This is a genomic window from Stenotrophomonas sp. STEN240, assembly GCF_056756175.1.
This window is the reverse complement of sequence record NZ_JBRRBO010000001.1, coordinates 120,875-139,915: the sequence shown is the minus strand read 5'-3', so window position 1 is coordinate 139,915 and position 19,041 is coordinate 120,875. Positions and strand designations below refer to the sequence as shown.

The 19,041-nt window shown below is 64.1% G+C and carries 11 protein-coding genes; 1 reads left to right on the top strand and 10 read right to left on the bottom strand.

Annotated features, from left to right (window positions below; genetic code table 11):
• Positions 1-335: 335 nt before the first annotated feature.
• The 7 genes from ACVOKO_RS00590 to ACVOKO_RS00560 all read right to left on the bottom strand — a co-directional run bounded on the left by ACVOKO_RS00590 (position 336) and on the right by ACVOKO_RS00560 (position 12,393).
• Positions 336-1,181: an aldose epimerase family protein gene (locus ACVOKO_RS00590; protein ID WP_346496258.1), complete on the bottom strand. Its 846-nt coding sequence runs from the start codon at positions 1,179-1,181 to the stop codon at positions 336-338.
• Positions 1,171-2,199: a glycoside hydrolase family 43 protein gene (locus ACVOKO_RS00585; RefSeq protein ID WP_346496451.1), complete on the bottom strand. Its 1,029-nt coding sequence runs from the start codon at positions 2,197-2,199 to the stop codon at positions 1,171-1,173. Before ACVOKO_RS00585 ends, ACVOKO_RS00590 begins: the two co-directional genes overlap by 11 nt.
• Before the next feature lie 25 nt (positions 2,200-2,224).
• Complete coding sequence (locus ACVOKO_RS00580; protein WP_346496256.1) at positions 2,225-3,709, bottom strand: MFS transporter; 1,485 nt, start codon at positions 3,707-3,709, stop codon at positions 2,225-2,227.
• Between the two features lie 59 nt (positions 3,710-3,768).
• A complete protein-coding gene (locus ACVOKO_RS00575; RefSeq protein ID WP_346496449.1) occupies positions 3,769-6,396 on the bottom strand; it encodes a glycoside hydrolase family 3 protein in 2,628 nt (875 codons plus the stop codon).
• Between the two features lie 65 nt (positions 6,397-6,461).
• Positions 6,462-8,153 (bottom strand): glycoside hydrolase family 43 protein, encoded by a 1,692-nt coding sequence (locus ACVOKO_RS00570; RefSeq protein WP_346496254.1) that lies wholly within the window; start codon positions 8,151-8,153, stop codon positions 6,462-6,464.
• A gap of 71 nt (positions 8,154-8,224) precedes the next feature.
• Positions 8,225-10,213 (bottom strand): sialate O-acetylesterase, encoded by a 1,989-nt coding sequence (locus ACVOKO_RS00565; RefSeq protein WP_346496252.1) that lies wholly within the window; start codon positions 10,211-10,213, stop codon positions 8,225-8,227.
• Positions 10,210-12,393, bottom strand: coding sequence for an alpha-glucuronidase family glycosyl hydrolase (locus tag ACVOKO_RS00560; RefSeq protein WP_430980681.1), 2,184 nt, complete (start codon positions 12,391-12,393; stop codon positions 10,210-10,212). Before ACVOKO_RS00560 ends, ACVOKO_RS00565 begins: the two co-directional genes overlap by 4 nt.
• A gap of 92 nt (positions 12,394-12,485) precedes the next feature.
• Between ACVOKO_RS00560 and ACVOKO_RS00555 the strand changes: the two genes are divergently transcribed.
• Positions 12,486-13,544, top strand: coding sequence for a LacI family DNA-binding transcriptional regulator (locus ACVOKO_RS00555; protein ID WP_346496248.1), 1,059 nt, complete (start codon positions 12,486-12,488; stop codon positions 13,542-13,544).
• A 103-nt stretch (positions 13,545-13,647) separates the two neighbouring features.
• On the opposite strand, the gene ACVOKO_RS00550 is transcribed toward ACVOKO_RS00555, so the two are convergent.
• The 3 genes from ACVOKO_RS00550 to xylA are packed head-to-tail and all read right to left on the bottom strand — an operon-like array spanning position 13,648 to position 19,000.
• Positions 13,648-16,203 carry a glycoside hydrolase family 3 protein gene (locus ACVOKO_RS00550; protein WP_346496246.1) on the bottom strand — a complete coding sequence of 852 codons (2,556 nt, stop codon included), beginning with the start codon at positions 16,201-16,203 and terminating at the stop codon, positions 13,648-13,650.
• 5 nt (positions 16,204-16,208) lie between these two features.
• Positions 16,209-17,618 (bottom strand): sugar porter family MFS transporter, encoded by a 1,410-nt coding sequence (locus ACVOKO_RS00545; protein WP_346496244.1) that lies wholly within the window; start codon positions 17,616-17,618, stop codon positions 16,209-16,211.
• A 47-nt stretch (positions 17,619-17,665) separates the two neighbouring features.
• Positions 17,666-19,000 (bottom strand): xylose isomerase, encoded by a 1,335-nt coding sequence (gene xylA, locus ACVOKO_RS00540; protein WP_346496242.1) that lies wholly within the window; start codon positions 18,998-19,000, stop codon positions 17,666-17,668.
• Positions 19,001-19,041 lie beyond the last annotated feature (41 nt).

Genomic DNA, 19,041 nt, shown 5'->3' with positions numbered 1-19,041 from the left:
ACGTTTCTGTTGCCCCGGCTTTCACTTCGTACCCGCCCATCTCGCTTCATCGACGAAAACTGCCCCATCGTCATGCGCGAATGGAGCGGCTACTGGCAGCGGAATGATGAGAACAACCTCCGACGCGCGAGCACGCCGCACACCAAGGTCCGTTTCCACGAAGGATGTGTTGATCAGGCTGGCGTGGCAGCGTGGCATCAAGCAACTGATGGCTGCTGGTTGCACGTTTGACCACGTCGTGGACGCAACGCTGTACATGATGAACGCCGAGAAAAATCAGTTGCCGGCGGCGGGCCATCAGCGCTTTCGGTGGATGCTCTCGCCGATAGCCCAGCTCAGGAATCGGCGATCTCCCATGCCAACTCAAAGGTCAGAGCCAGTCGCTGGCCGGCTGCCAACCGGCGCGGCGCCAGCGTGAATGCATCGGGCGGACCCGTCTGCGGTTCCACGCATGTCGCATGCGCGGCGCCATCGTAGACCACCCAATGATCCGCATTGGACCGCAGTCGCAGCCGCTGTCCGGCAAGCAACAGTACCGTTTCGCCATTGGCGACAAAGCAGTCATCCCAGGGCCCGGGCGGCGGTTTGCAGAGGGGCAACGTTGCAATCCCTTCCTCATCCCGCGGATACATGGCATCGGGAGTGAACAGCAAATGGTCAGGCTTGCGGAACCACGGGTGCCAACCGAGCTCCGCAGGCATTGCCTGATCGCCAGCCTCCACCATGAGTTGGAGTTGCAGGCTGCTGGCCCCCACGTGCACGGACTGGGTGGCAACCCCACCGAACGGCCAATATGCATCGTTGGGAAGGGCCAAGGACAGCGTTGCGCTTTGCGGATGAAAACTGTCGACATGCCAAGGCTGCGAGAATCCCACACCGTGAATCGCGTGCGCACCGAAGTTGGCTGGCAACGTAAAAGACCTGCCGTCGAAAATGAAACCGCCACGACGGATACGCCCGGCCCATGGAACCATCGGGTAGCAACCCCAGCCGATGGCCGCAGGCCCGGCATCGTCCTCACCGACCAGCCAGTCGACGCCAGCGTAGCGAATCTGGGCAATACGCCCGCCTGCCTCGGGCGCAAGCGCGACCTCCAGCTCGCCCACCCGCAACCAGTGCAGGCGCCCGGCTGGCAAGGGTGCCAGCGCATCGTCGATCGGCAAGCAATGGTCAGCCGCCATAAGGATCAATGGTCCGGATGCTGCCGTCGGCTTCCATATGCAAAGGAGTGCACTTGGCAGAGCGCAGATGGGTGACGCCGCCCGACATCAGGGCATCGTGATAGAACAGGTACCACTGGCCCTCGAACATGCAGATCGAGTGATGCGTGGTCCAGCCGACTACCGGCTTGAGGATCACGCCTGCATAGGTGAACGGCCCATACGGGTTATCGCCAACCGCGTAGCACAACAGGTGCGTGTCACCAGTGGAATAAGAAAGGTAGTAGCGGCCCTGGTGCTTGTGCAGCCACGGCCCCTCGAAGAATCGCCGCTCATGATCATCGGCGCGCAGGGGCTGTCCGTGTTCGTCCAGGATCAACACCTCGCGCGTCGGCTCGGCAAGCCGGGTCATGCTGGCATCCAAGCGGCCGACACGCGGTCCCAGCGCGGGCGCGTCACCCACCGGTTCCTCATGCGCCGCGTCGTAGCGGTTGTCGCGGTACTTCTGCATCTGGCCACCCCAGATGCCGCCAAAATAGAGATAGTGCGTAGCGTCGTCGTCCTCGTACACGGCCGGGTCGATGGAGTACGTTCCCTCCATCGGCTCCGGTTCGGCGGTGAACGGCCCCTCTGGACCCTCCGCTACCGCAACGCCGATGCGGAATATGCCCTGCGCGTCCTTGGCTGGAAAATAGAGGTAGTAGCGGCCATCGCGGCAGGCCGCGTCCGGCGCCCACATCTGTTGCCTGGCCCAGGGCACATCGCGTACATGCAACACCATGCCGCAGTCGGTGGCTGTGCCTTCCGGCGTATCCATCCGCAGCACGTGGTAGTCCTGCATGCCGAAGTGCCCGCCCTCATCATCGAACGGCTTGCCGCCGTCGATATCATGCGAGGGATAGATGTAAAGGCGCCCTTCGAACACATGTGCCGACGGGTCAGCGGTGTAGATTTGGGTAACCAGCGGCTTGGAGATGGCGTGTTGCGCCAGCCGCTGCAGCTCGGCCTCGTGGGCCTGGCTTGTTTCGTCGATGGGCATATCGTTCATGGTCATGGTCTTGGTGTCACGCCGCTGCGTCGGCGCCGCTACGGCGCAGTTGGAGGTCATGTTCGATGCGTGTTTCCATGCCCTTGTCGATCTTGTAGATGAACAACAGCGCCACCGCGACGAGGAAGGGAATGGAGCAGTAGATGCTCACGGTCATGCGTATGCCGTCGACCACGGCATCGCTCTGCTGGGCCGCGCCCGCCTGATAACCGTAATGGGCAAGAATGCCGGCGACCAGCGCACCGCCTACGCTGAGCCCGATCTTCAGGCCACACAGCATTGCCGAGAAAATAATGGCGGTGGCGCGGCGATGGTTCTTCCACTCGGAATAGTCGGCAACGTCGGCGATCATTGCCCACAGCAGCGGAATGGTGATGCCATAGCAGAAGCCGTGCAGCATGAACGAGCCGAATGCCACTGCAACCGCTGTCGGCGGGAACAGGTAGAACACCAGCAGGAACAGCGTGGACACAAACAAGGCGCCGCCAAAAACGTCACGCTTGCCGAAACGGTCGGCCAACCGGCGCGATACGCCGATCCCCAGAATCATGCAGATGATGCCGCAGGCATTGAACAGGCTGAAGGCCGAGGTCGCAGGATCTTCCGGCCAGGTAAAGCCGGATAGCCCCGCACCATTGAGCGCCGCGTTCAACGCGCTGATGAACCCATTGAAGCCCGAATTGTCGAGGAAACCCGCCAGTGCGGGGGCGCTCATGTAGTACTGGAAATAGTAGATGTAGGTGCCGCCCTTCAGCGCCAGGTTGATGAAGACAAGCACGGTGAGGGCCAGCATCACCTGCCAGGGACGGTTGCGCAGCAGATCCGACAGATCCTGCAGCACGCCGCCGGTCTGTTCCTTGCTGGGCACGATGCGCTCGCGGGTGGTGGCAAAGGTGATCAGGAAGAACACCGTTCCAATCACCGCAAATACCGTCATCACCCGTTCGAAACCCTGCACGCGGTCGCCATCGCCAAGGATCAGCACCAGCGGCATCAGCAGTACCTGGATGATGAACTGCGCAACCATCACCGCGACGAATCGGTACGCCGACAAGCTGTTGCGCTGTGCCATGCTCCCGGTCAGCACGCCGCTCAGCGCCGAATACGGCAGGTTGTTGGCTGCGTAGACGCACATCAGCAGGCTGTAGGTGGTCAGTGCATAGATCACCTTGCCGCGCTCTCCCAGGTCCGGCGTGCTGAACGCCAGCAGCGACAACACACCGAACGGAACCGCCGTCCACAGGATCCAAGGCCGGAACCTGCCCCAGCGTGTGGTGGTGCGATCGGCGGCGATACCGATCAAGGGCGTGAACACGAATGCGCCGAGCAGACCGACAACGAAGATGATCGTCGCGGCCGTTGCGGCCGGCAGCCTGTAGACATCGGTATAGAAGAACGCCAGGTAGGTGATCAGCGTCTGGAAGATCAGGTTTGCCGCCAGGTCGCCCAGGCTGTAGCCCAGTTTCTCCCGGATGGATAGCGTGTGCTCAGTACTTGCCATGCAGCGTGTGTCCTGGACGGGAGGGTTGAACGGGATGAGGCTGACGGTGCTGGCGTCGATCAGTCACGGCGCGCTTCCACCTCGAACTGCGCATGGACGCGGGCATCCGCGCTGGAACCGCCAATCCGCACTTCGTAACGCCCTGGCGGCACCACATAGGCGGCTCGCGCTTCGTCGTAATGACGCAATGCCTGCTGTGCGTCCAGCTCGAAGGCAACGGTGCGGCTTTCGCCGGCAGCCAGATGGATGCGTTGGAAACCGCGCAGCTCCTGCTGCGCATCGCCCTGCCCTGCCTGCAACCGGCGCACATACAACTGCACCACTTCGTCGCCGGCACGCTTGCCTGCGTTGGCAACGTCCACCCGGACCTGCAAGCGTCCATTGTCGGCAAGCTTGGCGTCGGCGCGCAGGTTGCGGTAGTCAAACCGGGTATAGGACAGCCCGTGCCCGAACGGATACAGCGGCGTGCCGCGAAAATAGCGGTAGGTGCGGCCTTCCATCGTGTAATCGTCGAACGCCGGCATCGCCTGGTCGGCCTTGTAGAAGGTCACCGGCAGGCGGCCGGCCGGGTTCACCCCGCCAAACAGCGCCTGGCCTACCGCGGTGCCACCGCGCTGGCCCGGGTACCAGCTCATCAGGATCGCCGACAGATTTTCCTGGGCCCAGTCCACCGCCAAGGCCGAGCCGCCCGTCAGTACCACCACCACCGGCTTGCCGGTGGCATGCAGCGCCTCCAGCAAAGCGCGCTGCGTGGCAGGCAGGCGAAGATCGGTGCGATCGCCGCCGGCAAAGCCGGGATAGTTGACCGTCATTTCCTCGCCTTCGACATCGCCAGTCAGGCCGCCGACGAACACCACCACGTCCGCATTGCGGGCGGCATCAAGCGCCTCCTCGAATGGCGGCTTGGCGCCGGGCATACGCCAGCCCAGCCGCACGCCGGCATCGCGCTCGGCGTCGTAGTACTCCAGCTTCAGGTCATAGGCGCGGCCTGCCCGCAGGTCGAGCTCGACGCCATCGGCATGCAGGCGATCGCTATCGGTCCAATGGTCCAGAACCGGCTTTCCGTCGATGTACAGGCGGAAACCATCATCTGCCGCTGCCTCGATCCGGTAGCGGCCCGACGTGGGCGGCAACAGCTGGCCACTCCAGCGGATGCTGAAACCATCGCTGGGAATACCCTGCCCCGGTGCGGCTTCACCGCGCGCCAGCAGGTTGTCGGTGGGGGAGCCACGGTCCCAACGAAAACCGATCTGTGCGTCGGTGCGTACCAGCGCCGGCGTACCCGAAAGATCTGCAGTGCGGAAATACTCACCGCGCAGGCCGCGCTCAGGCGAATCGGCCGACGGCCGCAGGAAGGCGGCTTCGATCAGCGGCGTCGCGCTGGGGTCATCGCGGCCTTCGACAAGATCCACACCGCGTGCGTAGCGCACCTCGATGCCTTTGGCCGCGTCGCGTATGCCCTGCAATACGGTCACCGGCGCGGCCGGGGTGCCGAAGTAATTGCCGAGCAGCGCCATGGTGTCATCAGCGGTGGGGCCAACCACGGCGATGCGCTTGAGCGTGCGCGACAACGGCAGCACGCCATCGTTCTTGAGTAGTACCAGAGATTCCTGCGCTGCCTTCAATGCCAGCGCATCGTGTTCCGTGGCCTGGTTCACCGACGCCGGAATCTGTGCCCAGCGCACACGCTCCGGTGGGTCGAACATGCCCAGCCGCATGCGCGCGGTGAACAGGCGGGTGACCGCATCGTCAATCTCCGCTTCGCTGATCAATCCCTGGCGCACTGCTGCGGGCAGAGTCGCGTATTCCTGACCGCATTCCAGTTCGGTGCCCTTCTTGACCGCCAGCACCGCCGCCTCTTCGCGGCTGGCGACGATCTTGTGGTGCTTCCAGATATCGACGATGGCCCAGCAATCCGAAACCACATAGCCCTTGAAGCCCCAGTCGCGCCGCAGCAGGTCGCGCAACAGGAAATTGCTTGCGCTCGCGGATTCGCCATATACCCGGTTGTAGGCGCCCATCACCGCATCCACATCGGCCTCCTTCACCAAGGCCTCGAAGGCCGGCAGGTAGGTGTCGTACAGGTCGCGCTTGCTCGGCCGCGCATCGAAGTGATGACGGTCCGCTTCGGGGCCGCTGTGCACCGCCAGGTGCTTGGCAGTGGCGTCCAGCTTGCGGTAAACGGGATCGTCACCCTGCAGACCGTGCACGAAGGCAACGCCCATGCGGGCCGTAAGGTAGGGATCCTCGCCGTAGGTCTCCTGGCCCCGACCCCAGCGCGGGTCGCGGAAGATGTTGACGTTCGGCGACCAGAAGGTCAGCCCCTGGTAACGACCATGCGCGCCTTCGCGAAGGAACTGATGGTGTTTGGCACGTGCCTCGTCGCTGATGACGGTGGCAACCTCCCCCATCAACGGCACATCAAAGGTCGCCGCCAAGGCAATGGCCTGCGGGAACACCGTAGCCTGCCCCGCGCGTGCCACACCATGCAGTGCTTCATTCCACCAGTCATAGGCAGGAACGCCCAGGCGCTCGATGGCCGGTGCCGCGTTCTGCATCTGTGCGGCCTTTTCCTCCAGGCTCATCTGCTCGACCAGCGCTGCGGCACGTGTCTGGAAGCTGGCGGAAGTATCGAGCCAGGGTTTGTTCTCGGCCGCCAATGCCAACGGTGCCGCCCAGAAGGCCATGCACAACGCAAACGTGTAGAAGCACGGGCGGCGACGGCCGGTGGCGATGCAAGGCGTCCGCGTCATCATTTGCTCCTCGAGGCGCGCTCATCGCGCGCGAATGGTCCCAGCAAGGTGCCGACGAAGCCGCCGGCCCGATCAGTACTCAATACGGTGCCGTCCACGTCGCTGGCCAGGGTTTGCCAACCACGCCCGTCGCCGAGGTCGAAGGCGAATGCATAACTGCCTTCATCACCCTTGATCTTCAGCTCCAACGCAGCGGGCGCAGCGATCTCCTGCGAGGCCAGCGTGCGCGTTACCCCGCTGCCGTCACTGCCCTCGAGGAAGATCAGCAGCCGATCACCGGCCAGGCTGCGCACGCCAAGAAAGTACCAATAGGCTTCGCTCTGGAATGCCGCCAGACCGGCGGCAATACCAACAGCGGGCCGGGTCATCCCGGTGCTCGCCTCGAAGCGCAGATGCTGCTGGCGACGCCCCAGAAAAGCCGGGTTATGCAGCGTATCCAGGTCCTCAGGCAGCGGATGCACGGTCAGCGCACCCGGCCGCTCGTGCAGGTCGGCCCATGCCACCTTGGGCACCCGTACGCGCAACCAGTCCGAGCTGAGCTCCGGACCATTGAACTCATCACGAACGCTGAAATTACCGGTAGATGGCGTTTGCCTGGCTTCGCCGCGCATCCACGACGGCGCAGCTGCCACATAGGGAATGTTCTGCCCGGCCGGCAGGATCTGCGGCCAACCGTTACGCCATTCGACCGGCAGCAGGTAGGTTTCGCGGCCGGTGTTGTAGTGGCGCTGCTGGTAGTTGCGGCTGGCCAGGAACACGGCCCACCACGAACCATCCGGGCCTTCAACCAGATCCGCGTGGCCGGCATTGGTGATCGGTAAAGGACGATCAACCGGCAGATCCCGCTGGGTCAGAATTGGGTTGCCCGCATAGGCAACATACGGCCCCCACACCTCGCGGCTGCGCAACACCACCTGCGAATGCTGTGGCCCGGTGCCACCCTCGGCGTCGGACAGGTAGTACCAGCCATCGCGTTTGTAGAGGTGCGGGCCTTCGATCCAGATTGGATTCTTCTCCGGCTCCACCCCGCCGTCGATCAGCACTTTGCGCGGACCGATCGGCTTGAAAGCGCCCAGATCAATCTGTTGCATCCAGATGGCGCGATGGCCGTCATAGCGTGCCGGCCCCGGCGGTTCGTCGTTGTTGAGCAGGTAGACCGTACCGTCCTCATCGAAGAACAGCGACGGATCGATACCGCCGACGCTTGGCAACCAGTGCGGGTCGGACCATGGCCCCGCAGGATCGCGCGCGGTGGCGATGAAATTGCCGCCGCTGTCGGTTGCCGTGGTGACCACGTAGAACGTGCCGTCGTGGTATTCGATGCTGGGTGCAAAGATGCCGCGCGAAACGCTCAGACCATCGAAGTCCAACTGCGTGGGCCGGTCAATGACATTGCCGATCTGCTTCCAGTGCACCAGATCGCTGCTCTCGAACACCGGAATGCCGGGATAGTAGGTAAAGCTGGAGTTGACCAGATAGAACTTGCCGTTGGCACCAACAATGCTTGGGTCCGCGTGGAAGCCGGCCAGGATCGGGTTGCGGTAGTGGCCGGCCGGCAGCGGGGCTTCAAAGGCAGTGTCGCTACCGGAATACTCGAACCAGTCGAAGTACGCAGGCGGTGCAACAGTTACGTCCTGCGCGTGAGCGGTCGTGGCCATCAACAGCAGTGCCGCAGCAAGCAGCTGGCGCATTGAAATGCGCCCCAGCGCGCTTGCGGAGGTGTCCCGACCAGTGTCCGTGCTGTACCGCGTGGAGAGCAGGCTCATCGTGGTACCTCGGCATCAGTGATAGGTAGCTCGAATGGGCCCGCTGGCATGCCGGCGCTGTCGCGTAGCGTGCAGACCGGGCCATCTGCCCAGCAGTAGCGGACTAGCGCGGCCGCATTGGCCTGCGGGCTGCGAAGCACGACATGACGCTCATCCATTCTGGCGTCGGCATAACTGCATTGCCGCGCGTCGGCATCGCAGAGTTCAAAGCCGATGGGCCCGTTCGCGCCGGTTGTCACCAGCTTGCCGGTGATTTCGCCAAACATGATGCGCACGCCCTCCGCCGTGTGTGCTGCCGCCAGTGCCTGCGGACCGGATGGCGAAAGCCCTTCCTCCGCATAGACCAGATGGCGCGCCGCACGTGCCAGGCGTCGCCCCAACTCCTGCTTGTTGGGCGGATGGATGTCGTAGGCATCACCGATGTCGATAGCCACCGCAAGCGCGGAGCGGGGATCTTCCGCAACGACACGCCGCTGTGCTTCACGCACCTGCGCCCACCTGCTTTCAACCGGTACCACAGGTGGCAGGCCATAACCGGCCAACTGCACCACCAGCAGCGGCATCTGCTTGCCGAACTGGCTGCGCCAGCCATCACGCAATGTGCGCAGCAGCGCTGCATAGGCAGCGCCATCAGCCGTGTTTGATTCGCCCTGGTACCAGAGCATGCCGCGCAAGCCATAGCCGCCCAGCGGTGCGATCATGCCGTTGTACAGCGTCGACAGACCGGTCGCAGCATGCCAAGGCGCGAGCGGCGGTGATTGTGCGCCCGGCGCGATGCGGTACTGCCACGGCGAATCGAGCCCGACACGCGTGCCATCGTCGAAACGCAGGCCATGAGCGCTCGCGGGACCGGAAAGTCCGCCATCGCCATAGGTGTCCAGCACGTTGATAACCACCGTGTTGCTGCCGGCTTGCAGCAAGCCGTTCGGCAACGGATACCGACGTGCCTCGCCTGCGCCGTACTGGCTGCCCACGGCCACGCCATTGACCCAGGTCATGTCGGTCTCATCAACGGGCCCCAGCTCCAGTGTTGCGCCCTGTGCGGCCTGCGCTGCGGTAAGGGTGAGCTGGCTGCGGTACCACCCCATGCCGTTGTAGTCGGCCAGCGCTGCCACGCCCCAGTGTTCCCACGCGCCAAGCATCTCAGGTGCCTCTTGCCAACCGCTGCTGCCCGAATCCAGCCCCCACGGCGCGTCGCCGGCTACAGCGTCTTCGCGCGCAAGCCACCATTTTTGCCAACGCTGGCCCCATTGCAGGCGCGCGCCGGCGGGGTCGCGGGCATACAGCGCGAGCACATCCAACGCCTCATCCATGCCGCCGTGCGCGCGCAGGGCCTTGGCGCTGGTCCAGGCCCCGATTCGCGAGCCGCCCCATGCGGCCTGGATCAGCCCCATCGGTACATCGACTGTCTTCTGCAGCTCACGCGCAAAGTAGAAACACGCCGCAGAGAATTCGCGCACCGTCTCCGGGGTCGCAGATACCCAGGCAGCTGTACTGCTGAAAGTATGCTGCGCACTGAAGGCCGCTGCCTGCGGCACGGTGAACAAGCGGATAGTCGGCTGCGTGGCCGAGGCGATCTCACTACCGGCGTTGAGCGCGCGCCACACTGGCAGTTCCATGTTTGACTGCCCGGAACACAGCCATACATCGCCCATCCACAGGTCACGCACGGTCTGGGTCGCATGCCCGACGTGGACCGTCAATTCATAGGGACCGCCAACGGATATCGGCTGCAGTGTCGTGCGCCAACGCCCTTCCGCATCCGCACGCGTGCTGACGGTTTGCCGTGCGAACGCCACCGATACCGTTTCCCCCGGATCGGCATGGCCCCACACAGGAACTGGCTGATCCCGCTGAAGGACGGCGTGATCCTGGAACAGCGGATGCAGCAACGCCGGCATGGAATCCTGCGCCCGCAAGGGAGAGGCACCGAAAGCGAGTGCAGCCGCCAACAGCGCAGCACCCCATGGCTTGCTCCAGCTCATTGCCCATCCCCCGGCGCGAAAGGAAACTGCAGCGACTGGTAATAGGCCAGCGGCTGCGGTGGCGCTGCTTCGCCCGCCGGCAACGGCCTTCCGCTCAACGACTGGAAATACGCAACGCTGGCGTCACGCCACCACTGCGCCTCGTTGTGCTGGATGCGCAGGAAGGCCGCAACCTGTTGGTGGCGTGGTGCATCTACCCTGCCCTGCAGGCCATCCCAGCTGGCCTGCATCGCCTGCACCTGACGCACGCCCCGCGAATAGCGGCCCACCAGCTCGTCCCACAAGCTGCGCCCGGAGTGCATGCGGTGATCCCAGGGAACATGGTGGAACCACAACAACAATGGCTCGGGAACCTGCTCAAGATCGCCATATGCTTCAGCCAACGCGGGGGCGTACTGGGCCACGGCATTGCTGCCACGCGCCGTCCGGTCGAAGCCGATGCCGTTGCGGTCAGCACGGTGGTAGTACACCGAAGTCCAGTCTGCGCGTGGTCCGCCAGCGACCCAGGGGCCCGGCCCATAGTGGTGCCCGCGCGCCATCAAATGATGCAGGCCCAGCGGTGTCATGTAGTCCACTGCTGCTTCGCGTGATGCCATCATCATCTCGACGATGGGCTGGACCACCGCAGGATCCGCTGAGAACGTCATTGCTGCCCAGTCTGCGGCGATGTCGCGCGCGGACTGATGCGGGTTCCACGCCAGCCGGCCGAAGGCGTACCAGTTGGCCTGGTCGAAGTGCGAGCCACTCCAGTTGCGGTCAGTGCCTGTGTTCGCAACACCGGCGATGCCGGTGAGTGTGTGACCTTCCAGGGAACCATCGATCACCCGGGCTACCGTTGAGCCGGCGCCGCGTGCGTGTGTGTCGGTACGCAACACTTCTTCGTAAAGTGGGCCCAGATAGACGAGATGCGTCGCGAAGCCAAGGTATTCCTTGGTGATCTGCAACTCCATCATCAATGGTGTGTGCGGCATGGCGCCAAACAGCGGATGCAAGGGTTCGCGCGGCTGGAAATCCAGCGGGCCGTTCTTCACCTGCACGATCACATTCGGGCGGAAAGCACCGTCCAGACCGGAGAATTCGCTATACGCCTGCCTGGTGCGGTCTTCGGATACATCGTGCGCGTAGACGAAGGCACGCCACATCACCACACCGCCGTGCGCTGCCAGCGCGTCGCCCAGCAGGTTGGCACCATCGGCATGCGAGCGCCCGTAATCCTGTGGGCCCGGCTGACCTTCCGAGTTCGCCTTGACCAGAAAGCCACCAAAATCCGGGATCAGCGCGTAGATCTCGTTGGCCTTGTCGCGCCACCAGCGCTGCACCGCCGGATCAAGCGGATCCGCGGTTTTCAGCCCGCCCAATTCGATGGGCGCACTGAAGCGCGCACTCAGATACACACGGATGCCGTAAGGCCGGAATACCTGCGCCAAGGCGGCTGCTTTCTGCAGATACGGGCGGGTCAGGCTCAAGGCATTGGCGTTGACATTGTTCAGAACCGTGCCATTGATGCCGAGCGAGGCATTGGCGCGGGCATAGTCGGTGTAGCGCGGGTCCCGCCAGTCCGGCAGCGTCTGCCAATCCCACAGTGAGCTGCCGGCGTAACCGCGTTCGACATACCGGTCCAGGTTGTCCCAGTGATTGAGCAAACGCAGCGTGAGCCGGGGTGACTCGCGCACCTCAAGACCGGCGAGCGGTGCGCCGGTCTGCAGCAGGCGCAGCAGATGGAACACCCCGTAGAGCACGCCGATATCCTCACGCGCGGCAATCAGTAACACGTTGCGCCCGCCTACCTGTGTCTGCCGCAGCAGGTAGCCCTCCGCGCCCAGTGACTCAAGATCCCTGCGGTATGGCGCCACCAAGGCAGATGACTGCGGCGTACCCAGGATCAGCCCTTGTCCAGCGGCCGCATCGGTATGCAGCTGCGGCGCGCTGCCCAGCAGGCCAGCCAGGCCGCGCGACAGTTCTTCGCGTGCGGCGTGCTGGGTGGGTGTCTGATCGGGCGCGGCGACAGCGCCCAGTTGCGTGCGGTAACCCTCGGCGAGCGTGGCTTCGAGCGGAACATAACGCATCCACAGGGCGTAGCCGTCTTCGGCATGCAACCTGCCCATGCTCGCCAAAAAAACCAAGGCCACGCCGCACAGCCAAAGGCGCCGCCCGCTGGCGCGGAGCAGTGGCGTTAACATTCGACTTTGTAAGCTATGGCCCTGCCCCGGATACTCCATCATCCCCCCTGGCAGCCGCGCCGCAGCGCCACACAGAAAGAAGGGAACGCGTATTGGACAAGCCGAAGAAATCGGTCCGCCGCAAAACCAGTGGCGTGACGATCGACGAGGTGGCCACCCTTGCCGGGGTATCGCCGATGACCGTGTCGCGGGTGATGAACCAGGGCAAGGTACGCGACCTTACCCGCGAGCGCGTCATGCGCGCGGTGCATGCGTTGGGCTATACGCCCAATCTGGCCGCCAGTTCGCTGGCCGCCGCGCAGCACACGCGTATCGCGCTGATCTACACCAATCCCAGCGGTGCTTACCTGCGCGAGCTGCTGGTGGGCCTGTTGCGTGTCGCGTCCAGCTCCGCGATCCAGTTGGTCGTCGATTACTGGGATGAATTGGATACCGAGGCCGAACGCAACGCCGCCCGCGCCTTGGCCGGGCGGGTGGATGGCGTCATTCTGCCGCCACCGCTGTGCGAGTCGCAGGCTGCCGTGACCGAACTGGTCAAGGCCGGCATCCCGGTGGTGGCCATCGCTTCGGGTCATCTGAGCGAGGACATTTCCTGCGTCCGCATCGATGACTTCCATGCCGGCAAGGAAATGGCCGAATATCTGATCCAACAAGGCCACAGCCGCATCGGCTTCATCCGTGGGCGCAAGGACCTCAGCGCAAGCGCGCGGCGCTACGACGGTTTCGTCACCGCCTTGCACGAGGCCGGGCTGGAGGTGGAACCCGGCCTGGTCCAGCAAGGTGACTACACCTACCGGTCCGGGCTGACGGCTGCCGAGAAGCTGTTGTCCCAGCGGAAGCCGCCGACTGCCATTTTCGCCAGCAACGACGACATGGGCGCGGCGGCCATCTCGGTGGCACACCGGCGTGGCCTGGATGTACCCCGCGACCTGTCGGTGGTCGGCTTCGATGATAGTTCCGCTGCTACAACCGTGTGGCCAGAACTCACCACCATCCATCAGCCGATCGCGGCGATGGCCAACGCCGCCATCGACATTTTGTTGCGCAGCATCCGTCGCAAAACAGACGGCACGCCGGTATTGATGGACCACGTGCTGCCCCACCGCCTGGTCACCCGCGACTCGGTGGCGACGCCGCCCAAGCGCCGCTAGCACGCGGCGTATCAGCATGCGGACAACACCCGCGTGCTGGGCACGCAGATGAGGACGCAGACGACGTTGACATGCGTCACCGTCGCCAACAATGCAGCTGTGCTTACACACCGGCGCATGCGACGGTGGTCTCCGCTTCGTTCAAGGCGCCCAAGGCAACGCGGGATACCGAGAGCGTCATTGCGCCTGCCGTAGCCAACGACCAGGGACGATCCAGCTTGCCGACATCCGCTCCTGCCGCAGCCAGGCACTTCAGCGGTACGCCAACGCGCGTCCACTGGCCCACCGGCAGCTTTGCCAGCGTTGGCGTCATCGCGATGCGTGCACTGCAGCCCGTGCCGCAGCCAACCGACAGCCAGGAATCAGCGCTTGGGGCAGCATCCACGCGCAGGGTCGTCAACAGCATCAGGTCACCGTTGCTCTCGCGCTGCAGATCCAATGCGGTGTGCGATTGCAATGCGACAACAGCATCGCCCTTGCCTGACCATGCAAGGCGGCGGCCATCTTCCTGCGCCAGGTGATCCACGCCGCTTACCTTCAACAGTTCACCATCCAGCACTTCCGGCACCTTGGTGACGGTCACGCCCTGCCCGGTCCTGTCCTCCAGTCGCAGTGCGATGCCCGAGCCGGTATCGCCACGCGCGAAGAACACGCCGGCCGCGCCTTCCTCACCGGTTACGCCCGACACTTCCGGCAAGGCTGCCAGGTCGCCGTTGTCGGCATAGGTCAAGCCGAAGCCGAACGCGAACAGAGGGTCATAGTCTTTCTGCCCGACGTTGTTGGCGTACTGGATTGCCGTGCGCGGCCAGCTGAAACTCAACTTGCCTTTGAAGTCGTGCTGCACGCCGCCAGCAGGCGTGCGCAGCAATACATCGGCAATGCCGGCGCCTTCCGAGCCCGGCAACCATGCCGCCACGAACGCGTCAGCTGCATTGATCTCCCGGTTGACCCATAGCGGGCGCCCACTAAGGAATATCGCCACAACCGGGATACCGTCGGCCTTGAGCCGCTTGATCAGTTCCAGATCCGTGTCATCACCGGGCTTGTAAGCCAGCGTCGGCAGATCACCCTGGAACTCGGCGTATGGGTTTTCACCGAATACCACCACCGCCACATCGGGCTTGTGCGTGTATTTGCCATCGACGGCCAGCTCAGCCTCGCCGCCCGCCGCCTTGGCCTGCTGGGCAATGCCTTCGTAGATGCTGTCCGCGTTCGGGAAATCCTTGCGGGTGGTACCGGTGCCCTGCCAGTTGAGCGTCCAGCCGCCGGCCTGCTTGCCGACATCGTTGGCGCCATCGCCGGCTACCAGGATGCGCTGCTTCGCCGACAGTGGCAGCACGCCGCCCTGGTTCTTCAACAGCACCAGCGATTCACGCACGGCCTGGCGCGCGACCGCGCGATGCTCCGGCGCACCGATCAGCGCGAACTGGCCGCCGACCGCACGCGACGACGGCTTGCCCGCTTCAAACAGGCCCAGCCGCAATTTGACCCGCAGGATCCTGCGTACGGCATCGTCGAGCCGTTCCTGGCTGATCGTGCCGGCCTTGGCAGCGGCCAGCGTGGTCTCGTAGAAGCCCTTCCAGCTATCCGAAGCCATGGCCATGTCCAGCCCGGCGTTGATGGTGGCCGGGCAATCGGTGGTGGTGCAGCCCTTGACCTGCCCGTGCCCGTTCCAATCGCCGACAACGAAACCACCGAAGTGCATGCGACCCTTCAGTACATCGGTCAGGTACGGCTTGTGGCCGTGCATCTTCTCGCCGTTGACGCTGTTGAACGAGGCCATCGCCGTTTGTGCACCGGCGGCGCTCGCCGGCGGATAACCGGCCGCATGGATGCGCACCAGTTCGGCCTCGCCGATCCGGGTATCGCCCTGGTCCTTGCCATCGGTGGTGCCGCCATCCCCAAGGAAGTGCTTTACCGAGGCAATCACATGGCGGCCGTCGAGAAAGTCCGCCGCACCCACCTTGCCCTGCAGGCCTTCCACCATCGCACCGGCATAGCTGGCCACCACGTCCGGTGATTCGGAATAGCCTTCATAGGTACGGCCCCAACGGTCGTCCTGCGGCACCGCCACGGTTGGCGCAAAGGTCCACTCCATGCCGGTTGCGCGTGTCTCCAATGCGGTGATTTCACCGATCCTGCGCAGCAGCTCCGGGTTGCGTGCTGCACCCAAACCGATGTTATGCGGGAACAAGGTAGCGCCGACGATGTTGCTCTGCCCGTGCACGGCATCGATACCGAACACCACCGGGATTGCCTTGCCGCCCTGGGAGGTGTCCATCGATGCGTCGTAGAACGCGTCGGCCAGTGCCAACCACTCCGCAGGCGAGGCATCGTAGCGACCACCGGGGTCGGAGTTGCCCCCGGCCAGGATCGACCCGAGCCGGTACTTGCGCACGTCATCGGGGGTAAGGCTGCCGATGTCGCCCTGCACCAGCTGGCCAACTTTTTCCTCGACCGTCATGCTGGCCAACAACTCGCTGATGCGTTTTTCCAGCGCGGGATCTTCGGGCAGCGGCCAGGCAACCTGCGGCCAGACGCTGGCATCGCTGGTGGTGGATGCGGCGGGTTGCTCCTCGCCCTTGCAGGCAGCCAGGGCCAGCAACAGCGCAGCTAACAGCAGGCCGGTGCGGGCACGGCGGGAATCAGGTTGGGTCATGGCGTTCATCCTTCCATCTGCTCCAGTTCCTTGCCCTTGGTTTCGCGCACGTATTTGAGTACGAAGAACACCGAGATGACTGCCGCCACCAGATAGATGCTGTAGGTCGCCGCCAAGCCGGTCGCCGCCAACAGGATCGGGAAGGTCACCGTCACGGCGAAGTTCGACGTCCATTGCGCCGCGCCGGCAACGGCCAAGGCCGAGCCGCGGATCTGGTTGGGGAACATTTCGCCCAGCATCACCCACATCACCGGGCCCCACGACAGGTTGAAGAACACCACGTAGGCATTGGCGGCTACCAGCGCCAGCGTGCCCATGCGCCCAGGCAGCTGCAGATGGCCATCGACCAGAGAGCCGCTGGCGAAGGCCACCACCACGAATGCAAGTGACACCGCCATGCCTGCCGAACCGATCCACAGCAGCGGCTTGCGGCCAATGCGATCAATCAACAGCACCGTGACGATGCAGGCGCCGATGCTGAGTGCACCCGACAGCACGTTGATCAGCAGCGCATCGTTCTCGGAGAATCCAACGGCCTGCCACAGCACGGCGCCGTAATAGAACACCACGTTGATGCCCACCAGCTGCTGGAACGTGGCCAGGCCAATGCCTACCCAGACGATCGGGCGGATCCTGCCGGTGGCTTTGTTCTTCAGGTCGGACAACTGCGGACGATGATGGTCGGCCGACAGCGAGGCATCGATCTCCTCCAGCTTGGCCTGCGCACCGGCAGCGCCGAACAACCGCGTGAGCACATGCAGCGCGTCTTGCTTGCGGCGCTTCACAACCAGGTAGCGCGGGCTTTCCGGAATGGTCAGCAACAGCAACAGGAACAGCAGCGACGGCACCGCCTGCATCCAGAACATCCAGCGCCATGCGGCATGACCACCCCACAACGCCTCGGTGGACGAACCTGCGGTGGCCGCCAGCAGGTAGTTGGACAGGAACGCCGCAGTGAGGCCGCTGATGATGGCGATCTGCTGCACCGTGGCCAGGCGGCCGCGGTAGCGTGCCGGTGCCACCTCGGCGATATAGGCCGGCGAGATCACACTGGCCGCACCCACCGCAAAGCCACCCACCACACGCGCCACGATGAACCAGGACGACGAGCTGGCTGCGCCGGCACCAATGGCCGACAACAGGAACATGACCGCCGAGATGATCAGCACATTGCGACGGCCCAGATTGTCGGACAGGCGACCGGCGCTGAACGCACCGACCGCGCAGCCCAGCAGCATGGAGGCAATCTCGAAGCCCTGCATCCACTCGCCGGATTTGAAGGCCTGATGCAGGCCGTCCTGGGTGCCATTGATGACCCCGCTGTCGAACCCGAACAGGAACCCGCCAATCGTCGCTACTACGCTGATCAACACGATCAGCCGGGTGTTCTCACCCCCGGTCGTTGCCTGGTTCATTACCGTCCCCTCCCCATTCCTGCAATGTCGATGCGATCCTGCTGCGCTCAGCGCAGCAGGTACTGGTTGAGCAGATTCTCGTACTTTTCCTGCTTGCCGCTGATCTGCGCGGGCTCACCGGCCTTGCTGGCCAGGGCCACCAGATCGGTCAGCTTGAGCGTACCGTTCTCGAAGTCCCGGCCGGCACCGCTGTCGAAGCTGGCATAACGCTGCCTGCGCCACTGCTCCAGCGGTGAGTCGGTCAATAGCGCGTGGGCTACTTCCAACCCGCGCGCGAATGCATCCATACCGCCTACGTGGGCAATGAACAAGTCCTCCATGTCGGTGGACTCGCGGCGCACCTTGGCGTCGAAGTTCAGGCCGCCTTCCAGCCCGCCCTGCCGCAGCACCACCAGCATCGCACCGACAGTGTCATACAGGTCGGTGGGGAACTGGTCGGTATCCCAGCCGTTCTGCGCATTGCCACGGTTGGCATCGATACTGCCGAGCAGGCCGTGATCGGCGGCAACCTGCAGGTCGTGCTCGAAGGTATGGCCGGACAGCGTGGCGTGGTTCGCCTCGATGTTGAGCTTGAAGTCCTTTTCAAGGCCATGCTCCCGCAGGAAGCCCGCCACGGTGGCGCTGTCGAAGTCATACTGGTGCTTCATCGGCTCCATCGGCTTGGGCTCGATCAGGAAGTTGCCCTTCAGCCCGATGCTGCGCCCGTAGTCGCGCGCCATGGTCAGGAAGCGGGCAAAGTGGTCAACCTCGCGTTTCATCTGGGTGTTCACCAGCGCGGCATAGCCTTCGCGGCCACCCCAGAACACATAATGCTCGCCGCCCAGTTCGACCGTGGCCTCGAGCGCCGCCTTCACCTGCACCGCTGCACGCGCCACCACCGCGAAATCCGGGTTGGTCGACGCGCCATTCATGTAGCGCGGATGCGAGAACAGATTGGCCGTGCCCCACAGCAGCTTCATGCCGGTCGCTTCCTGCCGCGCCTTGGCCAGGCCGACCATGTGCTTGAGGTTCTTCTCGTACTGCCCGATGTCATCGGCATCCGGTGCCAGATCGATATCGTGGAAGCACCAGTACGGCACGCCCAGCTTGGTGAAGAACTCGAACGCCGCATCCACCTTGGCCTCGGCGGTCGCCATCGGCGAACCGGCTTCCCACGGGAAATGGCGGGTGCCTGGGCCGAACGGATCGTGGCCGGCATTGCAGAAGGTATGCCAGTAACAGACCGCAAAGCGCAGGTGTTCCTGCATGGTCTTGCCACCGATGACCTTGTTGGCGTCGTAGACCTTGAACGCGAGGGGGTTGTCCGAACCGCGGCCCTCGAACGGGATGCGGCCGATGCCGGGGAAGTATTCCTTGGCGCCGATGAAGGGCTGCGTGCTCATGCTGCGTATTCCTGTAGTTGTGCGGGGTGTCGCGGAGAGGG